Origin of the sequence: Pseudomonas sp. R38(2017) (assembly GCF_002112395.1) — a bacterium.
In the GTDB taxonomy this organism is placed as follows: domain Bacteria; phylum Pseudomonadota; class Gammaproteobacteria; order Pseudomonadales; family Pseudomonadaceae; genus Aquipseudomonas.
This window is the reverse complement of sequence record NZ_NEHN01000003.1, coordinates 622,512-640,215: the sequence shown is the minus strand read 5'-3', so window position 1 is coordinate 640,215 and position 17,704 is coordinate 622,512. Positions and strand designations below refer to the sequence as shown.

19 protein-coding genes are annotated in these 17,704 nt (G+C 61.0%); 5 read left to right on the top strand and 14 right to left on the bottom strand.

Features of this window, described 5'->3' with window-relative positions:
- Positions 1 to 12 precede the first annotated feature (12 nt).
- The 11 genes from pcaC to pcaR all read right to left on the bottom strand — a co-directional run bounded on the left by pcaC (position 13) and on the right by pcaR (position 10,857).
- Positions 13 to 405 (bottom strand): 4-carboxymuconolactone decarboxylase, encoded by a 393-nt coding sequence (gene pcaC / locus CAF87_RS09810; RefSeq protein ID WP_011332825.1) that lies wholly within the window; start codon positions 403 to 405, stop codon positions 13 to 15.
- A gap of 10 nt (positions 406 to 415) precedes the next feature.
- Entirely contained in the window at positions 416 to 1,207 is a 792-nt protein-coding gene (gene pcaD, locus CAF87_RS09805; protein WP_085729936.1) for a 3-oxoadipate enol-lactonase, read from the bottom strand.
- 12 nt (positions 1,208 to 1,219) lie between these two features.
- The gene (locus CAF87_RS09800; RefSeq protein WP_085729935.1) at positions 1,220 to 2,584 is read right to left on the bottom strand and encodes a 3-carboxy-cis,cis-muconate cycloisomerase; all 1,365 of its coding nucleotides are present in this window, start codon (positions 2,582 to 2,584) and stop codon (positions 1,220 to 1,222) included.
- Between the two features lie 46 nt (positions 2,585 to 2,630).
- A complete protein-coding gene (locus CAF87_RS09795) occupies positions 2,631 to 3,926 on the bottom strand; it encodes an MFS family transporter (protein ID WP_085729934.1) in 1,296 nt (431 codons plus the stop codon).
- Between the two features lie 111 nt (positions 3,927 to 4,037).
- The gene (pcaG, locus tag CAF87_RS09790; protein WP_085729933.1) at positions 4,038 to 4,604 is read right to left on the bottom strand and encodes a protocatechuate 3,4-dioxygenase subunit alpha; all 567 of its coding nucleotides are present in this window, start codon (positions 4,602 to 4,604) and stop codon (positions 4,038 to 4,040) included.
- Between the two features lies 1 nt (position 4,605).
- Positions 4,606 to 5,310: a protocatechuate 3,4-dioxygenase subunit beta gene (pcaH, locus tag CAF87_RS09785; RefSeq protein ID WP_085729932.1), complete on the bottom strand. Its 705-nt coding sequence runs from the start codon at positions 5,308 to 5,310 to the stop codon at positions 4,606 to 4,608.
- Between the two features lie 36 nt (positions 5,311 to 5,346).
- Positions 5,347 to 6,552 carry a 3-oxoadipyl-CoA thiolase gene (gene pcaF, locus CAF87_RS09780; protein ID WP_170929614.1) on the bottom strand — a complete coding sequence of 402 codons (1,206 nt, stop codon included), beginning with the start codon at positions 6,550 to 6,552 and terminating at the stop codon, positions 5,347 to 5,349.
- Positions 6,549 to 7,328, bottom strand: a complete 780-nt coding sequence (locus tag CAF87_RS09775) for a CoA-transferase subunit beta (protein ID WP_085729930.1) — start codon at positions 7,326 to 7,328, stop codon at positions 6,549 to 6,551. The genes pcaF and CAF87_RS09775 overlap by 4 nt, the downstream gene beginning before the upstream one ends.
- Positions 7,328 to 8,185 carry a CoA transferase subunit A gene (locus tag CAF87_RS09770; protein WP_003222404.1) on the bottom strand — a complete coding sequence of 286 codons (858 nt, stop codon included), beginning with the start codon at positions 8,183 to 8,185 and terminating at the stop codon, positions 7,328 to 7,330. Before CAF87_RS09770 ends, CAF87_RS09775 begins: the two co-directional genes overlap by 1 nt.
- A 187-nt stretch (positions 8,186 to 8,372) precedes the next feature.
- Entirely contained in the window at positions 8,373 to 9,719 is a 1,347-nt protein-coding gene (locus CAF87_RS09765) for an MFS transporter (RefSeq protein WP_085712968.1), read from the bottom strand.
- Between the two features lie 295 nt (positions 9,720 to 10,014).
- Complete coding sequence (pcaR, locus tag CAF87_RS09760) at positions 10,015 to 10,857, bottom strand: pca regulon transcriptional regulator PcaR (RefSeq protein WP_007917109.1); 843 nt, start codon at positions 10,855 to 10,857, stop codon at positions 10,015 to 10,017.
- A gap of 639 nt (positions 10,858 to 11,496) precedes the next feature.
- On the opposite strand from pcaR, the gene CAF87_RS09755 reads away from it, so the two are divergent.
- Both CAF87_RS09755 and CAF87_RS09750 read left to right on the top strand, forming a co-directional pair.
- Positions 11,497 to 11,697, top strand: a complete 201-nt coding sequence (locus tag CAF87_RS09755) for a hypothetical protein (protein ID WP_007957826.1) — start codon at positions 11,497 to 11,499, stop codon at positions 11,695 to 11,697.
- A gap of 375 nt (positions 11,698 to 12,072) precedes the next feature.
- On the top strand, positions 12,073 to 13,548 hold the full coding sequence (locus CAF87_RS09750) for an inorganic phosphate transporter (protein WP_085729929.1): 1,476 nt from the start codon (positions 12,073 to 12,075) through the stop codon (positions 13,546 to 13,548).
- Positions 13,549 to 14,114: 566 nt separating this feature from the next.
- Here CAF87_RS09750 and ccoM read toward each other — a convergent pair.
- A complete protein-coding gene (gene ccoM, locus CAF87_RS29610) occupies positions 14,115 to 14,231 on the bottom strand; it encodes a cytochrome c oxidase subunit CcoM (RefSeq protein ID WP_007959205.1) in 117 nt (38 codons plus the stop codon).
- 145 nt (positions 14,232 to 14,376) lie between these two features.
- A complete protein-coding gene (locus tag CAF87_RS29255) occupies positions 14,377 to 14,538 on the bottom strand; it encodes a hypothetical protein (protein WP_167443762.1) in 162 nt (53 codons plus the stop codon).
- Between the two features lie 185 nt (positions 14,539 to 14,723).
- On the opposite strand from CAF87_RS29255, the gene CAF87_RS09745 reads away from it, so the two are divergent.
- The 3 genes from CAF87_RS09745 to CAF87_RS09735 all read left to right on the top strand — a co-directional run bounded on the left by CAF87_RS09745 (position 14,724) and on the right by CAF87_RS09735 (position 17,358).
- Positions 14,724 to 15,590, top strand: a complete 867-nt coding sequence (locus CAF87_RS09745) for a LysR substrate-binding domain-containing protein (RefSeq protein ID WP_085729928.1) — start codon at positions 14,724 to 14,726, stop codon at positions 15,588 to 15,590.
- Positions 15,591 to 15,679: 89 nt separating this feature from the next.
- Positions 15,680 to 16,150, top strand: a complete 471-nt coding sequence (locus tag CAF87_RS09740) for a RidA family protein (RefSeq protein WP_085729927.1) — start codon at positions 15,680 to 15,682, stop codon at positions 16,148 to 16,150.
- Positions 16,147 to 17,358: an aminotransferase class V-fold PLP-dependent enzyme gene (locus CAF87_RS09735; RefSeq protein ID WP_085729926.1), complete on the top strand. Its 1,212-nt coding sequence runs from the start codon at positions 16,147 to 16,149 to the stop codon at positions 17,356 to 17,358. Before CAF87_RS09740 ends, CAF87_RS09735 begins: the two co-directional genes overlap by 4 nt.
- On the opposite strand, the gene CAF87_RS09730 is transcribed toward CAF87_RS09735, so the two are convergent.
- Positions 17,328 to 17,669 (bottom strand): aspartate-semialdehyde dehydrogenase, encoded by a 342-nt coding sequence (locus CAF87_RS09730; protein WP_085729925.1) that lies wholly within the window; start codon positions 17,667 to 17,669, stop codon positions 17,328 to 17,330. The two genes, CAF87_RS09735 and CAF87_RS09730, sit on opposite strands and share 31 nt — an antisense overlap.
- Positions 17,670 to 17,704 lie beyond the last annotated feature (35 nt).

Genomic DNA, 17,704 nt, shown 5'->3' with positions numbered 1-17,704 from the left:
CGAGTTCAACGATCACTCGCGTGATTCGGTACCCAGCTCATCCCACACCGATTCGGCCAGATGAAACGTCGCATTCGCCGCCGGAATCCCGCAGTAGATCGCGCTCTGCATGATCACTTCCTTGATCTCGCCGCGGCTCACGCCATTGTTGGCCGCTGCGCGCAGATGCAATTTGAGTTCACCTTCACGGTTCATGCCGATCAACATGGCGATGGTGATCAGACTACGGGTGTGACGCGGCAGGCCAGGGCGGGTCCAGATGTCGCCCCAGGCGTGACGGGTGATCATCTCCTGGAACTCCGAGTTGAACTCGGTCAGCGTGGTCAGGCTGCGATCGACATGAGCATCGCCGAGCACCGCGCGGCGCACTTGCATGCCATCGTCATAACGTTGTTTCTCGTCCACAAAAGTCTCCTCAAGCGGCCAGCAGGAACGTCAGCACACGATCGCTGAACGCGTCGCCGACCTGAACGTTGGAAAGATGTGCAGCATGGAACTCGGCGTACTCGGCGCCGCGCACATGCTCCTGAATGAAATGCCCGCCGGACGGTGGCGTCACCGCATCTTCCGAGCCGGCAATCACCAGCAACGGAGCCGTGATCGACGCCAGTTGATCGCGAAAATCCGCATCGCGCACCGCCGCGCAGTTGGCGGCGTAACCTTCAGGATTGGTGGCCGCGAGCATGTCGGTGATCTGCTTGGCCGCTGCCGGATTGGCCGCCGAAAAATCCGGCGTAAACCAACGGGCAACCGACGCGTCACGCAACGCGACCATCGCCGCCGGGCCGTCGCGCAGCACGGTTTCGATACGTGGATTCCATACCGTTGGATCGCCGATTTTCGCCGCTGTGTTGCAGACGATCAGTTTGTTCAGGCGCTGGCCGGCGTTGATCCCCAGCCACTGACCAATCAAACCGCCCATCGACAGACCGCAGAAATGCGCACGTTCGATGTGCAGCGCATCCAGCAGCGCCACCACGTCGCGACCCAGTTGCTCGATGCTGTAAGGCCCCGGCGTCACCAGCGACTGACCGTGACCACGGGTATCGAAACGCAGCACGCGAAAGTGCTCGGTGAACGCCGGCATCTGGGCGTCCCACATGTGCAGATCGGTACCCAGCGAGTTGGACAGCACCAGCACCGGCGCATCGACCGGGCCTTCCAATGAGTAATGCAGTTCGCCGTCGGCGAGTTGAACGAAAGCCACAGCCCTCTCCTTTCAGTCAGACAATGCGTTGTGTTCGGCCACCGCACGCTCGACCCAGACCTGCGCCTGGCCAAGGTAATGGGCGGGATCGAGCAGATGATCCAGTTCAGCAGCGCTGAGTTCGGCGGTCACTTGCGGCTCGTCACCGAGTACCGCACGCAGATGGCGCTGTTCGGCCACCGCCCGTTTGCAGCATTGTTCGAGCAGATGATGCGCCGCGTCGCGGCCGACCCGTTGTGCGAGCACGATGCTCACTGCTTCGGCCAGCACCAGGCCTTGAGTCAATTCGAGGTTGCGGGCCATGCGCGCGGCATCGACTTCGAGACCATCAGCCAGCAGCCGCGCCTGTTGCAGCGCGCCCGACACCAGGCAGCAGATCTCCGGCAGGGTTTCCCATTCGGCGTGCCACAAGCCGAGGCTGCGTTCGTGTTCCTGAGGCATGGCACTTAACAGCGTCGAGACCAGACCCGGCACCCGGGTCGCCGCGCCAATCAGCACCGCTGCGCCCACCGGGTTGCGCTTGTGCGGCATGGTCGAGGAGCCACCCTTGCCCGGTGACGACGGTTCGAACACTTCCGCCGCTTCGGTCTGCATCAACAGGCTGATGTCGCGGCCGAGTTTGCCGAGGCTGCCTGCGATCAAACCGAGCACCGCGCCAAACTCAACGATGCGATCACGCTGGGTGTGCCACGGCTGTTCCGGCAGGGTCAATTGCAGTTCTTCGGCCAGCGCACGGGCAATCGGCAACGCCTGTTCGCCCAACGCCGCGAGGGTGCCGGACGCGCCGCCGAATTGCAGCACCAGCAGGCGCGGCTTGAGTTCGCGCAGACGCTGACGGCTGCGAGTGATCGCGCCAAGCCAACCGGCGATCTTCATGCCGAGAGTCACCGGGGTCGCATGTTGCAGCCAGGTACGCCCGGCCAGCGGCGTCGCGGCGTGGCATTGCGCCTGGGTGGCGAGGGCATCGGCCAGTTGCTCCAGCTCCCCTTCAATCAATTCCAGCGCCTGACGCAATTGCAACACCAGCCCGGAATCCATCACGTCCTGGCTGGTGGCGCCCAGATGCACATAACGTTCGGCTTCAGCGTCGGATGCTGCGATCCGCTTGCCCAACGCCTTGACCAGCGGAATCGCCGAATTGCCCGCTGTGGCGATGGCTTCGCCCAAGGCTGCGAAATCAAACAGCTCGGCGCGACAGGCGTTCTCAATGGATGCCACAACACTCGCCGGAATCACCCCGACCCGCGCTTCGGCCCGGGCCAAAGCGGCTTCGAAATCGAGCATCGCCTGCACCCGGCCCTGATCGCAGAACACCTCGCGCATTTCGCGGGCAGTGAAATAGGCATCGAACAATTGATTGCCCGGTCGCTGAGTCATAAACAGTCCTTGCCGGCGCGGGCCATCGCGGCCCGCGCACTTCGGTTTAGAGATCGTGGTGCAAATACGCGGCCTGTTTCGGCAGGCGCAGGCTGAACAGGAACGCCACTGCCATCATCACCGTGACGTACCAGTAGAAGGCGTTTTCCATGCCCCCGGCCTTGAGGCTAAGAGCGACGTACTCCGCCGAACCGCCGAAGATCGCATTGGCCACCGCGTAGGCCAGGCCCACGCCGAGGGCGCGGACTTCCGGCGGGAACATTTCGGCTTTCACCAGGCCGCTGATCGAGGTGTAGAAGCTGACAATCGCCAGTGCCACGGTGATCAGCACGAAAGCCAGGAACGGGCTGCTGATGCTTTTCAGGCTCAGCAGGATCGGCACGGTGAACAGCGTGCCGAGGGCGCCGAACCAGAGCATCGAGTTACGCCGGCCGATCTTGTCGGCGAGCATGCCGAACAGCGGCTGCATGCACATATATAAGAAGAGCGCGCCGGTCATGATGAAGCTGGCGGTCTTGGCGTGCATACCGGCAGTGTTCACCAGGTACTTCTGCATGTACGTGGTGAAGGTGTAGAAAATCAGCGAGCCACCGGCGGTGTAACCCAGCACGGTGATGAACGCGGCTTTGTGATCGCGGAACAGCGCAGCGATGCTGCCGGCGTCCTTGTGTTCACGGGTTTCCTTGTTGGTGGTTTCTTTCAGGGTGCGACGCAGGAACAACGAAATCAGCGCCGCCACCGCCCCGACCACAAACGGAATCCGCCAGCCGTAGGCCCGCAGTTCGTCTTCAGAGAGGAACTGCTGCAGGATCACCACCACCAGCACCGCCAGCAGTTGACCGCCGATCAGGGTCACGTACTGGAAGGAAGCGAAGAAACCGCGCTGCCCCTTGAGTGCCACTTCGCTCATGTAGGTCGCTGTGGTGCCGTACTCACCGCCCACCGACAAGCCCTGCAACAGGCGCGCGAACAGCAACAGCAACGGTGCCCAGACGCCGATGCTGTTGTAGGTCGGCAGACAGGCAATGAGCAACGAGCCGAAGCACATCATTAGAATCGAGATCAGCATCGAATTCTTGCGCCCGTGCTTGTCCGCCACCCGGCCGAAGATCCAGCCGCCGATCGGTCGCATCAGGAACCCGGCGGCGAACACGCCTGCGGTGTTTACCAGCTGCACCGTGGGGTTGTCCGAGGGGAAAAACGCCGGGGCGAAATAGATCGCGCAGAAGGCGTAGACATAGAAGTCGAACCATTCGACCAGGTTGCCGGACGAGGCGCCGACAATGGCGAAGATGCGCTTGCTGCGCTCCTCGCCCGTGTAATGAGCTGTGGTGGTTATCATTGTTTTTCACTCGATAGGGACAGTGAGAGTCTAGACACACTTCGCAACAGTCCCGTTCCACATTGGACCAGCAACACACCTTCCCTGTAGCAGGGAAGGTGCAGTGTTCTTTTAGTAATCGAAGAACACGGTTTCCGCGTCAGTGCCCTGCAGGATCACATTCCACTGATAGACACCCTCTGCATCCGGCTTCGCCAGCAACGTGCTGCGCCGCTCGGCCGGTACGCATTCGAGCAGCGGATCATTGACGTTCGCCGGATCGCCCTCGAAATAAATCCGCGTCAGCAAGTGCTTCACCAGACCGCGCGCAAACACCAACACCACCAGATGCGGCGCCTGGGTCGTGCCTTTCAGGCCTTCGACGGTGCCCGGCTTGATCGTAGTGAAACGGAAGCGCCCTTCGGCATCCACCGGCACCCGGCCGAAACCTTCGAAATTCGGGTCCAGCGGTTTAGCCTGCTCGTCTTCCGGATGATCGTATTTACCGGCGGCGTTGGCCTGCCAGACTTCGAGCATGGCGTCGTTGACGACATCGCCGTTGCCGTCCACCACTTGTCCGCTGATCGCCACGCGCTGGCCGAGGGTCAGTTCGTTGGCGAGATTCTCGCGGTTCAGCCAGGTCAGGCCGATGTGGTAATACGGCCCGACGGTGTGGGACGTGGTCGCAATCAGGGTCATCTCATTTCTCCATCGGCGTGGCTTCGCGGCCGCGCAGCACGATGTCCCAGCGATAAGCAAGGGCGTAGGACGGAATGGTTTTTTCCAGATCGAATGCGGCGATCAGGCGTTCCTTGGCCGAGGTATCCGGCACGCAGTTATAGATCGGGTCATACGCCAGCAGCGGATCGCCCGGGAAATACATTTGCGTGACCAGACGCGTCAAAATGCTCGGTCCGAACAGCGAGAAGTGCACGTGCGCCGGACGCCAGGCGTTGTGATGGTTGCCCCACGGATACGCGCCCGGCTTGATGGTCTGGAACTGATACCAGCCGTCGGCGTCAGTCACGGTGCGGCCGGTGCCGGTGAAGTTCGGGTCCAGCGGTGCGTCGTGCAAGTCACGGGCATGGTTGTAGCGACCGGCGGCGTTGGCTTGCCAGATCTCGACCAGAATCCCCGGCACCGGCAGGCCGTTTTCGTCGAGCACGCGCCCGTGGATGATGATCCGCTCGCCGAGCGGCTCGCCGGCATGCTGTGCGGTCAGATCGTTATCGGTGTCGGCCACTCGCTCGGCACCGATGGTCGGGCCAGTGATTTCAGACAGCGAATGGGGCAGAAACACCAATGGCTTGGATGGCGAGCGCAGATTGGTGGATTGATAAGTCGGGTGCAGGTAGGGCGGCTGGGTGCCTTCCTGTGGACGACGGTAGCCAGGCTTGTCAGTCATTTCGCTTTCCTCTGTTCAATTCGTCACGGCTGTGTGTCAGATGCGTTCGATCGCCAGGGCCAGCCCCTGGCCGACACCGACACACATGGTCGCCAGACCTTTCTTGCCGCCGGTCTTTTCCAGCTGATGCAGCGCCGTCAGTACCAGTCGCGCACCGCTCATGCCCAAGGGGTGGCCGAGGGCAATCGCCCCGCCGTTCGGGTTGACCTGAGCGGCGTCGTCCGCCAATCCCAGCTCGCGCAGCACCGCCAGACCCTGGCTGGCAAACGCTTCGTTGAGTTCGATCACATCGAAATCGCTGACCGCCACTCCAAGGCGTTCGGTGAGTTTGCGCACCGCCGGCACCGGGCCGATGCCCATCACCCGTGGCGCGACCCCGGCACTGGCCATGCCCAGCACTTTCGCGCGGGCAGTCAAACCGTGTTTTTTCACCGCTTCGGCCGAGGCCAGAATCAGCGCGGCGGCACCGTCATTCACGCCCGATGCGTTGCCGGCAGTGACGGTCTTGTCCGGGCCATTCACCGGTTTCAGTTTGGTCAGGGCCTCAATAGTCGTATCGGCGCGAGGATGTTCGTCCTGGCTGACCACGGTTTCACCCTTCTTGTGGGCGATCCGCACTTCGACGATTTCTTCGGCAAAGTATCCGGCAGCCTGTGCGGCGGCCGTCCGTTGCTGACTGCGCAGGGCGAAAGCGTCCTGATCCTCGCGGGAAATTTCGTAATCGTCAGCCACGTTGTCGGCGGTCTGCGGCATCGCGTCGACGCCGTACTGGGCCTTCATCAGCGGGTTGATGAAACGCCAGCCAATGGTGGTGTCTTCCAGTTTCATGTTGCGCGAAAACGCCGCATCGGCCTTGCCCATCACGAACGGCGCACGGGACATCGACTCGACGCCACCGGCAATCGCCAGCTCCATTTCGCCGCTGGCGATGGCTCGAAACGCCGTGCCAATAGCATCCATCCCCGACGCACAAAGGCGATTGAGGGTAACGCCGGGCACGCTGTCCGGCAGGCCCGCCAGCAACAGCGCCATGCGCGCCACGTTGCGGTTGTCTTCGCCGGCCTGGTTGGCGCAGCCGAGGAACACTTCGTCGATCGCGCTCCAGTCCACCGACGGGTTGCGCTCCATCAGGGCCTTGATCGGCACGGCGGCCAGATCGTCGGCGCGAACAGCCGCCAGACCACCACCGAAACGACCGATGGGGGTACGAATCGCATCGCAGATATAAACGTCGCGCATCATGCTTCTCCCGGTGCCTGGCCGTGGGCCGCTGCGGTGCGGGCTTCGAGATCGCGCAGGGCGGTCAGCTCGACTTCGGTCGGTTCGGCAGTGGTGGCCACGCTGTCGGCAAAACGGATCGCCCAACCAGTGGCGGCGACCACTTGCTCACGGGTCACACCCGGATGCAGGGCAGTAACGACGAACTCGTGGGTCCCCTCTTCCGGCTCCATGATGCACAGGTCGGTGATGATCCCGACCGGCCCGGCGCCCGGCAGGCCCAGACGCTTGCGTGAATCGCCGCCCTCGCCATGGCCGACCGAGGTGATGAAATCGAGCTTGTCGACAAACGAACGCGACGACTGTTTAAGGATGATCAGCACGCTTTTGGCAGAACCGGCGATTTCCGGCGCGCCACCGGCACCCGGCAGGCGCACTTTCGGCTGGTGATAGTCGCCCACCACCGTGGTGTTGATGTTGCCGAAACGGTCAACCTGCGCTGCGCCGAGAAAACCGACGTCGATGCGTCCGCCCTGCAGCCAGTAACGAAAAATCTCACCGGTCGGCACGACGGTGTCAGCGGTTTCCGCCAGTTCGCCATCACCGATGGACAGTGGCAACACGCTGGGTTTGGCGCCGATAGGGCCGGATTCGTAGATCAGCACCACGTCCGGCGACGAAGTCAGGCGCGCCAGGTTGGCGGCTTTCGACGGCAGGCCGATGCCGACGAAGCACACCGAGCCGTTCTTCAGGCGACGAGCCGCGGCGACGGTCATCATTTCATTGGTGGTGTAAGTCATTACTTGGCCTCCGAAGCAGCGGCCAACTTGGCCTGGAACTCGCTGAAGTCAGCGCAGCCATGGATGTATTCGTTGATCCACGCGGTAAACGTCTCACGGTCGCGGGCGATCGGATCCCACGCCTGATAGAAGCGATTGTCACGCTCGGTGTAACCGTGGGCGTAGGACGGATGCGCGCCACCGGGTACGTGGCAGACCGCGCTCAAGGCCCAGGTCGGCAGCACGCAGGCGTTCATCGGGGCGTTGAGGTTGTCGACGATTTCTTCGACGGTGACGATGCAGCGCTTGGCGGCCAGCGCGGCTTCTTTCTGCACGCCGAGGATGCCCCACAACAGCACGTTGCCCTGACGGTCGGCTTTCTGGGCGTGGATCACGGTCACGTCCGGACGCACCGACGGCACCGCCGCCAGCACTTCGCCGGTGAACGGGCAAGTCACGGATTTGATCAGCGGGTTGACCTTCGGCAGGTCGGAACCGGCGTAGGCCCGCAACACCGCAAACGGCAGGCCGGACGCGCCGGCGACGTAAGCGTTGGCCAGGTCGGCGTGGCTGTGTTCTTCGATTTCCAGGGCGTGTGGCCATTGTTTCTCGACCGCGTCACGCAGACGGTGCAGCGAACCCACGCCAGGGTTGCCCCCCCAGGAGAAGATCAGCTTGCGCGCACAGCCGGCACCGATCAGTTGGTCGTAGATCAGGTCAGGCGTCATCCGCACCAGGGTCAGATCTTTCTTGCCCTGACGAATGATTTCATGACCCGCCGCCGTAGGGATCAGGTGAGTGAAGCCTTCGAGCGCGACGGTGTCGCCGTCGTTGACGAATTGCTTCACCGCGTCGTGCAGCGAAAGGATCTCAGCCATGGAGCGGGCTCCCGTTTTTGTAGTGGATCGCCAGTGATAAAAAGGCGCGAGGTTCTGCGCCGGAGTCACTAAAGATTAAGCCGCTGATTTTCGCCAAACAATCCGATAATCGACTGAGTGTTCGTTTATCGAACAGATTGTTACCACCCTAATGATCGCCCCGAGGGCGGGGCGATCAATTCCGATATCAGGTCGCGTCCGCGTGACTGACCAGACCCTTGATCACCACCGCAGCCGTGGCCAGCCCGGCCGGGATCACCAGCGCTGTCAGCACCTGTTCGAAATTCCAGCCCAGGCCCAGCAGCGTCGCGCCCATCCATGCGCCGAGAATCGCGCCGAACCGGCCAATGCCCAGCATCCACGACACACCGGTCGCTCGGCCCTGGGTCGGATAAAACCGCGCGGCCAGCGACGGCATCGCCGATTGCGCGCCGTTGACGCACATGCCCGCCACCAGCACCAGCGTCGCCAGCAGCGTGATGTTGCCCAGGCTCTGCCCGACCGCGTAGGCAAACACCCCGGCCAGCAGGTAGAAAATGCCGATGACCTTGTGCGGATTGAACCGGTCCATCGCCCAGCCTACGCCGACTGCGCTCAACACCCCGCCGAACTGGAACAACGCGCCGATGAAGGCTGCCTGCTCCATGCTCGCGCCACTGTCGCGCATCAGGGTCGGCAGCCAACTGGTCAGCAGGTACACGATCACCAGGCCCATGAAGTAAGTCAGCCACAGCAGCAACGTACCTACGCTGTAGGTGCCCGAGAAAATCACCGCGAACACGTTGCGGGCTTTTACGGTTTTCTGTTCCGGGACACTGAAACTCGCGGCCTGAGCGACGGTGGCAGGATCAATGGGTGCGAGAGTCTTGCGTACCTTGTCGGTGCCACGATTACGCACCACCAGATAACGCGCCGATTCCGGCAACCAGAGCAGCAACACCACGGCGAGGATCAGCGGCAGAATCCCGCCGATCAGCAACAGGCTGTGCCAGCCGAACGCCGGAATCAGCTTGGCCGAGATGAATCCGCCGCCGGCCATGCCGAGGTTGAAGCCACAGAACATGCTGGTCACCAGCAGCGACTTCTTGCGTTCCGGAGTGTATTCCGACAGCAGCGTGGTGGCGTTCGGCATGCCGGCGCCCAATCCCAGACCGGTGAGGAATCGCAGCACCAGCAATTGCTCGACGTTGGTGGCGTAGGCCGACGCCAGGCTGAAAGCACCGAACAGAAATACCGCGCCAACCAGGACGACTTTTCGCCCGAAGCGGTCAGCCAGCGGACCGGAGCCCAGCGCACCGAAGACCATGCCGATCAGCGCGGCGCTCATCACCGGGCCGAGGCTGGCGCGGTCGATGCCCCAGTCCTGGGAAAGCGCTGGAGCAATAAATCCCATGGCCGCGGTGTCGAGGCCATCGAGGAACACAATCAGGAAACACAGGATCACGACGCGCCACTGATAGCGCGAGATCGGTTGGGCATTGATGAAGGACTGCACGTCGAGGCAGTGACCCACAGCGGACTGAGGCTGGTTCATTATTTTTATTCCACGCAAGAAAACGCAGTCGAACGGCGGCCGGCCAGAGGTCGGCACGGTCACAACTATATAGGGAAGAAATCAGGCGTTGCGCTAATACCGGCAACAGGAACGGGAGCGGCGACAGTCTGGGAACATGCGCATGGGAAGTTGCCTCTTGTCATTATTATGGGAGTCGACAATCCGGCGGGCTCATTCACATTTGCGCCGGATGACGCTGCCGCGACATTAATGATCCGAGGGTTTTAGCGTCAATTCGATAAACGCAACTCTGTGCGTTTATCGAACAGGTTCATCAGGCGAACAACTGCGCGCTGAGGTCACGACTGGCGCTCAACAGGCCGGGCAGAAAGCGCTGTTCCAGTTCGGTACGGCTGACGCGACCGGCGTGGGTGCTGACATTGAGCGCGGCCACCACTTGACCGGAAGCGTCATACACCGGCACGGCAATTGAACGCAGACCTTGCTCCAGTTCCTGATCGACGATGCACCAGCCCTGCTGCCGGACTTCCTGCAAACATTCGAGCAAGGCGTCGGGGGTGTGAATCGTGCGACTGGTCTTGGCCACCAGTTCAGCGTGATCGAGGTATTCGCGCAGCGAGGTGTCGTCCAGCGCTGCCAGCAGAATCCGTCCCATGGACGTGCAATACGCCGGCAAGCGCCCGCCCACCGACAGGTCCACCGAGATCAGGCGTTGAGTCGTGGCCGAACGCGCGATGTAGAGAATGTCGTCGCCTTCCAGTGTGGCCATGTTGCAGGCCTCGTGAAGCTGCTCGCTCATGCGGTCGAGGTAAGGCTGGGCGGAAACCGCCAGCGGCGTCGAAGACAAATAGGCGTGACCGAGGGTCAGCACTTTGGGCAGCAACGAGTACGTGCGCCCGTCGGTAGTGGCGTAACCGAGTTTGATCAGCGTATGCAGGCAACGACGCACGGCGGCGCGGGGGATTTCCGTACGGTGGCTGATCTGGGCGATGGTCAAGTGACGCTTGCGTTCCTGAAACGCCTGGACCACCGCCAGGCCACGGGCCAGGGAGGTCATGAAATCCGGATCGCCGGTCAGGGCCTGGATGCGTTTGGCCGGTGAAGCAACGATCGGCGGCGCCACCGACGTAAAGGAATTGCGCATTTGATCGTTCATGTCAGGTCCTTTTTCCTGTACGGATCGACGGCTATACAAGCGGCTCGCAGACAGGTGCACAAGCGCCCGATCGCCAACACTGGGCGATTATCGAACCATCGACCGATAATCGCAACGATCCCTGCGTCTCGGCGAGAATCGCTCACGACCGTTTCAAACTCGGTATCACTCATGCACCCGGCGCCTTAGTTGTTCGGCTAAATGGCGCCAGAAATACAACACCCGACAACAACGATTCAACTATTGGTAAAAGTTGCGAGTCACAAAACAATCACACGTCCGGAACCGTTTTTAACTTGGCAAAGATAGTCAATCCCGAATCGGCCGCTATAATGCACCTCAGTGGCGCCGCACTTTTATTGCCGTCGACGCCACTCGCTGAGGCGATGTCCATTGCCTTCAGCCCCGGCCAGCACCTGACGATCATCACCATGCACCGCCAGCGCGCTCGCTGAAACAGGAAACTGATGCTGCGTCAGTTTTAATCTGGTGCCGTAGCCGCCTGTAACATGGAAGTCTTGACCGCCCTGCCGATAACACCGCTGCCTGTTCAGGCCGTGGCTAGTTGGCGAACCGGTTCAATTGATTCGTTGCAGTGCGTTTCACCAGACATTTATCTCAACTCATACAGGTAGCACTGTGACGAAAGACGAACTGCGCGCGGAACTTGAGCGCCAGGAACAACGTTACAAGGAAGTTTACGGCGGGGAAGTCACCACCTACGCCGCCCAGCCCGAACCGGAACGCAAAGCCTGGCGTAAACGCCCTACCGTTCAGGATCAGGTCTTCCAGCAAGAACTGAAAAAAATGGAAGAGGAACTCAAAGCCGAAGAGCCTTGATGCCTTCCTTTGAGACTTTCGAGGGTAAGCGTACTCACCGGGTTACAAGCGCGGTGGGCTGACGATGCCTTGCGCGCCCGCTACCCGCGGGCAGCGGCCAACTCCCCTGTATTGCACAGGTTTGGAGCATGTCAGACACGTTTCTCAGATATTTCATACAAGCTTCTGCCCCCTCCCGCACACCGGTCAATTCATCGGTGCTTCGCATTTTTTTCAATTGAATCAACACCTTGCAAAACCCTGCAAAAAGCTTGGGTAATGCACCTTGATACAAATTAATTTGGCTAAGAAGGTTACCGATGAGCAGGTAGGGGATCGATTTCCAGTCTTTTCTGGCATAATCGCGCCCCCTTATGACCGGGTCAGAAAACCTTCATGATCGATTTATTCAGCGGACTGGATGCCTGGGTGCTTGTGAGCCTCCTGCTCGCCCTGACATTTGTCCTCGCCTTCGAGTTCATCAATGGATTTCATGACACCGCTAACGCGGTAGCCACTGTTATCTACACCAAAGCGATGCCGCCTCACCTGGCGGTGTTCTTCTCGGGCGTGTTCAACTTCCTCGGCGTGCTGCTGGGCGGCGTTGGCGTGGCGTATGCCATTGTTCACCTGCTGCCGGTGGAACTGCTGATCAATGTGAACACCGGCCATGGTCTGGCAATGGTGTTCTCGCTGCTCGCCGCCGCTATCGCCTGGAACCTGGGCACCTGGTACTTCGGTATCCCGGCCTCCAGTTCCCACACCCTGATCGGTTCGATCCTCGGTGTCGGCCTGGCCAACGCCCTGATCAACGAGATTCCACTGGCCGACGGCGTAAACTGGCAGAAAGCGATCGATATCGGCGCCTCGCTGGTGTTCTCGCCAATGGCCGGTTTCCTGATCGCTGCGCTGATCCTGATCGGCCTTAAATGGTGGCGCCCGCTGTCGAAAATGCACAAGACGCCTGAACAGCGCCGCAAGATCGACGACAAAAAGCACCCACCGTTCTGGAACCGTCTGGTCCTGGTGATCTCGGCCATGGCCGTAAGCTTCGTGCACGGTTCCAACGACGGCCAGAAAGGCATTGGTCTGATCATGCTGGTACTGATCGGTATCGTGCCTGCCCAGTTCGTACTCGACCTGAACAGCACCACTTACCAGATCGAACGTACTCGCGACGCAACCCTGCACCTGAGCCAGTTCTACAAGCGCAACGCCGATACCCTGGGCGAGTTCCTGGCGCTGGGCAAAAGCGTGGAAGGCGACCTGCCGGAGAAATTCCGTTGCAACCCGCAACAGACCGAACCGACCATCACCGCCCTGCTCGACACCCTCAAAGGTGTAGCGGACTACCACTCGCTGTCGTCGGAAAGCCGCATCGAAGTGCGCCGCTACCTGCTCTGCCTGGACGATACCGCGAAGAAAGTCAGCAAACTGCCTGGCCTCGCCGCTCGTGAAAAAGCCGACCTGGACAAACTGCGCAAAGACCTGACCACCACCACCGAATACGCCCCGTTCTGGGTGATTCTGGCAGTCGCCCTGGCCCTGGGCCTGGGCACCATGGTTGGCTGGAAACGTGTGGTACTGACCATCGGCGAGAAGATCGGCAAGCAAGGCATGACCTACTCGCAAGGCATGTCGGCCCAGATCACCACCGCCAGCCTGATCGGCCTGGCCAACATCTTCAGCCTGCCGGTGTCCACTACCCACGTCCTCTCCTCGGGCGTGGCCGGCACCATGGTCGCCAACAAAAGCGGCCTGCAAGGCGGCACGGTGAAAACCATCCTGCTGGCCTGGGTCCTGACCCTGCCAGCCACCGTCGCCCTGTCGGCCGGCCTGTTCTGGCTGGCGTCGAAGGCGCTGGGTAGCTGATAGATCGCTGTAATGAAAAAGGCGTGATTCGCAAGAATCACGCCTTTTTTGTTGCCTCCAGAAATGGAACGCAGAGCGTCCCGGGCGGCATTCCCACGCAGAGCGTGGGAACGATCAACAACTCCTGCTTCTGCTTTGGCTTCCCACCACTCAACACGATGAGCGTTAGCTCGAGTACCGCTCTTGACGTGCCGGCCCCATCGGTAGGCTGAGTGGAGGGATTTATCCGGGGGTGGGAGCGCAGCGACCTTGCGGCGAAGCCGCATGCATCGAGAGGAGGTGTAGCGAAGCAAACCGTAGGCGATGCCCCCGGATGAATCCCAGAACGAAGGAACGTCGAGCCTCAGCGAGGCGCCGAACGCAGGGGCCAAGCCTTTTGCTTACTTTTTGGCGTTTGAAAAAGTGAGCCGCCGTAAGGGCGGAACCATAGGAAGCCGTTACAAAAAAACGGATATTCACACAAAACAAACCACAACCTGGTCGGCTCAAAGGCCGCCAAGAAGACCAAAAAAAAGGGCAACCGAAGTTGCCCAAAATGCCTTGCGTGCTCATCAAATCCGGAAGAATCAAGGCTTCTTGCGCTTGTTCGCATCCTTCCAGATAAAAAATCCAAACCCTGCAAAAAACAGAACCATCAGGCCTACTGTCAGAACCCCGGCAAACACCACGTTATCGAAAAACATGACTGGCCTCCTGGCCCCTGTTTTGCTGCGATGGAACTAAGTTAACCAATCAGGCAGGCACAGGAATTGACCGGGATCAATGCCGGTCAACACGTGGGAGAAAGGAGGGGAAATAACTGACCTGCATCAAAGGATGCAGGGGAAATCAACGCTTTTTCGGCTTGTTTTTCGACTTTTTCTTCGGTTTTCCCAACGGCATTGCCTGCTCGAAAGCCTTACGCACTTCATTCAGGCGTTTTTCGTTGAGGTCGTGAACCCGCTTGGCGCGTTCGGTGCTGAGGTCGATCAGTTTGTCGTCTTGGCTCATGGCGTTCGATGCATCGCTTGGACTGAATCACAACTGCCGGATCACCGACAGGACTGCGCCAATAATGCGGCCTCGCGCCGACGCTGACCAGTCGTCGACGCAGGCGCTATACAACAAATCGTGTACCGGCCAGCGCTTTTGCCCGCACACTCTGCGCTTTGCGCTGAACCACGAGGATATCTGCCGTGCCCTTGCATCAGGATCTACCGCCGCTGATGGCCCTGCGCGCCTTCGAGGCCGTGGCCCGTCACTTGAGCTTCATCAAGGCTGCCGACGAACTGTCGGTGACGCAAAGTGCGATCAGCCATCAGGTGCATAAACTCGAGGAGTTTCTCGGACAGCCACTGTTCGTGCGCCGCACCCGGGCGATCGACCTGACGCCGGCCGGCGAACAATATTACCGACAGATCGAGCCCGCCCTCGCCGCGATTGCCGCCGCCACCCGCGACTTGCGCGGCGAGCGCTCCACCACTCTGCGCATCGGTCTGCTCGCTTCGTTCGCCACGCTCTGGCTGGCGCCGCGACTGGCGGACTTCAACGCCAAATACCCGAACATCCACGTCGAATTGCTGCCTGCCGTACAACTGGCCGATGTCGACGGTGGCGAAGTGGACCTGGCGATCCGCTACGGCAAGGGCGGCTGGCCGAAAGCCCAGGCACACCGATTCATGACGGAAACCCTGACGCCGGTGTGCAGCCCCGCCTTCAAGGCCAAAGGCGTGCAAAACGGCCCGCTGTTGATGGCCAAGTCGCACCAGCCGTTCGAATGGATCGACTGGCAGCAACACAGCGGCATCGACCTGGCACAAGTGCCCAGCGTGATGCTCCACGACTACAACATCGTGGTCGAAGCGGCGGTGGCCGGCCAAGGCATCGCCATGGGCCGCCAATGCCTGATTGATCGCCGACTCAAGGAAGGTGCACTGGTGCCAGCCTTCGACACCTCACCCATGACCGGCGAAATCGGCTATTGGCTGGTCACTCCGGAGCGCCCGCCAAGCCCAGCGGCTCAGGCGTTCAGCCAATGGCTGGAGCAAGTCATCGACGCATGAGTTTTTTGGATACGTCGAATCAAATCTATCCGTTTGTCGCCCACCCTCCTGCGCCAACATGCTGGAGTCCTCATTCAGGAGGATTTCACATGACCGACTCGATCAAACAACGCGTCCAGCAACTCGGCCTGCAATTGCCCGCACCCAGTCAGCCGGTGGCCAACTACGTCAGCCACGCGATCAGTCAGAATCAGTTGTACATCGCCGGGCAGATTCCCATGCTCGATGGCAAACCTGCCTTTCTTGGACGGCTTGGCGAGGCGATCTCCGACGAAGAAGGGATCAACGCCGCCGAACTTGCCGCATTAGGCCTGCTGGCACAACTCAGCGATGCCTTGGGCGATGACCTGTCGAAACTGGTACGGATCATCCGGCTCGGCGCGTTCATCGCCAGTACTCCCGACTTCCCGCGCCAGGGCGTGATCGCCAACGGCGCCTCGAATCTGCTGGTCAACGTCCTCGGCGACAAGGGCCGCCATGTGCGCACCGCCGTGGGCGTGTCGAGCCTGCCGGCCGGCGTAGCGGTGGAAGTCGACGCGATCTTCGAACTCAAGCCGTGAACGTCGACGAAATCCAGCATCTTCGCGATGCCACGCCCGGTTGCGCGCAGGTGATCCACTTCAATCACGCCGGGGCCTCGCTACCGAGTCAGACTACCCTCGACGCGGTAATCGGACAGTTGCAACGCGAAGCGCTCGGCGGACCGATGGAAACGGCGGACATTCAAGTGCAGCAACGCGCACGAGCAGCCGCAGCCACCCTGCTCAATGCCCAACCCGAAGACATCGCCTTTGCCAGCAGCGGTTCGGCGGCGTGGGGCCAGGCATTCAATGCGCTGGGACCGTGGCACTCGGGTGAGCGGATTCTGGTCGGGCGCCATGAATGGGCCGGCAACCTGGCCTGCATGGCCGAAGCGGTGAAGGCCGGCGCGCGACTGGAAGTGATCCCATGCGATGTTCATGGGGCTGTCGATCCCAAGGCGCTGGCGCAAATGATTGACCGTAATGTGCGCCTGATCGCCCTGACCTGGCTGCCGGCCAATGGTGGCCTGATCAACCCGGCGGCGCAGATCGGAGCGATAGCCCGTCGTCATGGCATTCCGTATTTCATCGACGCCGGACAGGCGCTGGGGCAATTGCCCTGTGACGTCCAGGCCTTGCAGTGCGATGTGCTCAAGGGTGCGGGGCGCAAGTTCCTGCGTGGGCCACGCGGTACGGCGTTGATGTACATCCGACCAGAATTCCTGCAACGACTGTTGCCGGTGCAGCGCGACGTCCTGTCGGCGCCGTGGGACGGCCAGCGCTTTACTTTGCGTGATGATGCCCGCCGCTTTGAAACCAGTGAAGTATCGCTGGCGCTGCTGGCCGGGCTGGCCAATGCGCTGGAGGAACATCAGCGCATCGGAGCAATGGCAATCCGAAAGCGGATCGTTGAACTGAGCCAACCATTGCGCAAGCGTATGAAAGGGATTCCGGGGCTGACACTGCAAGATCTCGGGCCGGCCAACGAACAATCCGGACTGATCGCTTTCACGCTGGAAGGCTGGGATTGCCTGGCGCTGAAGCAGGCGCTGGCCGAGCGGCGAATCAACGTCGGCGTCAATGGCGTGGCCTACACACCGCTGGACATGCAGGCACGTGGGTTGGCGAATATTGCGCGGGTGTCGGTGAGTTATCTGAATACCGAAGAAGAAGTCGAAACATTGCTGACGAATCTGGCTGAACTGGCCGCGCGGCCTCAGATCTCGATGTCGACCCACAAACCCTGACGCGGCTGATCTTCCATGAGCGGCACCACCGGCACGGTGTTGTCGGCATTGAGTTCGGTGCCCGGCACGGCGAGGTGTTCTTCCGGATCGTCGTCGGCTTCGTGCCGGCGACGCTCACGCTCCTGCTGGCGACGCTGTTCTTCGCGCAGCAGATAACCGTCTTCCTCCGGGTCACGCTTTTGCAGGTCGATCGTGCTTTCGTTGGAGCTTTCCTGCACCGGCACCACCGGAGGAATGTCCGGCCGCTGGCGGATCGGGTCCTGCTGGGAAGTGATCGGCACGGCGCTCAAGGGGAGCATCGGTGGCAGCATATGAAGGGTCTCCTGTCAGCAGGCTATCGGCTGCG

Bases quoted from the DNA above. Each gene is read 5' to 3' on its own strand.
- CAF87_RS09800 (WP_085729935.1), bottom strand. From the start codon at position 2,584: ATGACTCAGCGACCGGGCAATCAATTGTTCGATGCCTATTTCACTGCC.
- CAF87_RS09795 (WP_085729934.1), bottom strand. From the start codon at position 3,926: ATGATAACCACCACAGCTCATTACACGGGCGAGGAGCGCAGCAAGCGC.
- pcaG (WP_085729933.1), bottom strand. From the start codon at position 4,604: ATGACCCTGATTGCGACCACGTCCCACACCGTCGGGCCGTATTACCAC.
- pcaH (WP_085729932.1), bottom strand. From the start codon at position 5,310: ATGACTGACAAGCCTGGCTACCGTCGTCCACAGGAAGGCACCCAGCCG.
- pcaF (WP_170929614.1), bottom strand. From the start codon at position 6,552: ATGATGCGCGACGTTTATATCTGCGATGCGATTCGTACCCCCATCGGT.
- CAF87_RS09775 (WP_085729930.1), bottom strand. From the start codon at position 7,328: ATGACTTACACCACCAATGAAATGATGACCGTCGCCGCGGCTCGTCGC.
- CAF87_RS09770 (WP_003222404.1), bottom strand. From the start codon at position 8,185: ATGGCTGAGATCCTTTCGCTGCACGACGCGGTGAAGCAATTCGTCAAC.
- CAF87_RS09765 (WP_085712968.1), bottom strand. From the start codon at position 9,719: ATGAACCAGCCTCAGTCCGCTGTGGGTCACTGCCTCGACGTGCAGTCC.
- pcaR (WP_007917109.1), bottom strand. From the start codon at position 10,857: ATGAACGATCAAATGCGCAATTCCTTTACGTCGGTGGCGCCGCCGATC.
- CAF87_RS09750 (WP_085729929.1), top strand. From the start codon at position 12,073: ATGATCGATTTATTCAGCGGACTGGATGCCTGGGTGCTTGTGAGCCTC.
- ccoM (WP_007959205.1), bottom strand. From the start codon at position 14,231: ATGTTTTTCGATAACGTGGTGTTTGCCGGGGTTCTGACAGTAGGCCTG.
- CAF87_RS29255 (WP_167443762.1), bottom strand. From the start codon at position 14,538: ATGAGCCAAGACGACAAACTGATCGACCTCAGCACCGAACGCGCCAAG.
- CAF87_RS09740 (WP_085729927.1), top strand. From the start codon at position 15,680: ATGACCGACTCGATCAAACAACGCGTCCAGCAACTCGGCCTGCAATTG.
- CAF87_RS09730 (WP_085729925.1), bottom strand. From the start codon at position 17,669: ATGCTGCCACCGATGCTCCCCTTGAGCGCCGTGCCGATCACTTCCCAG.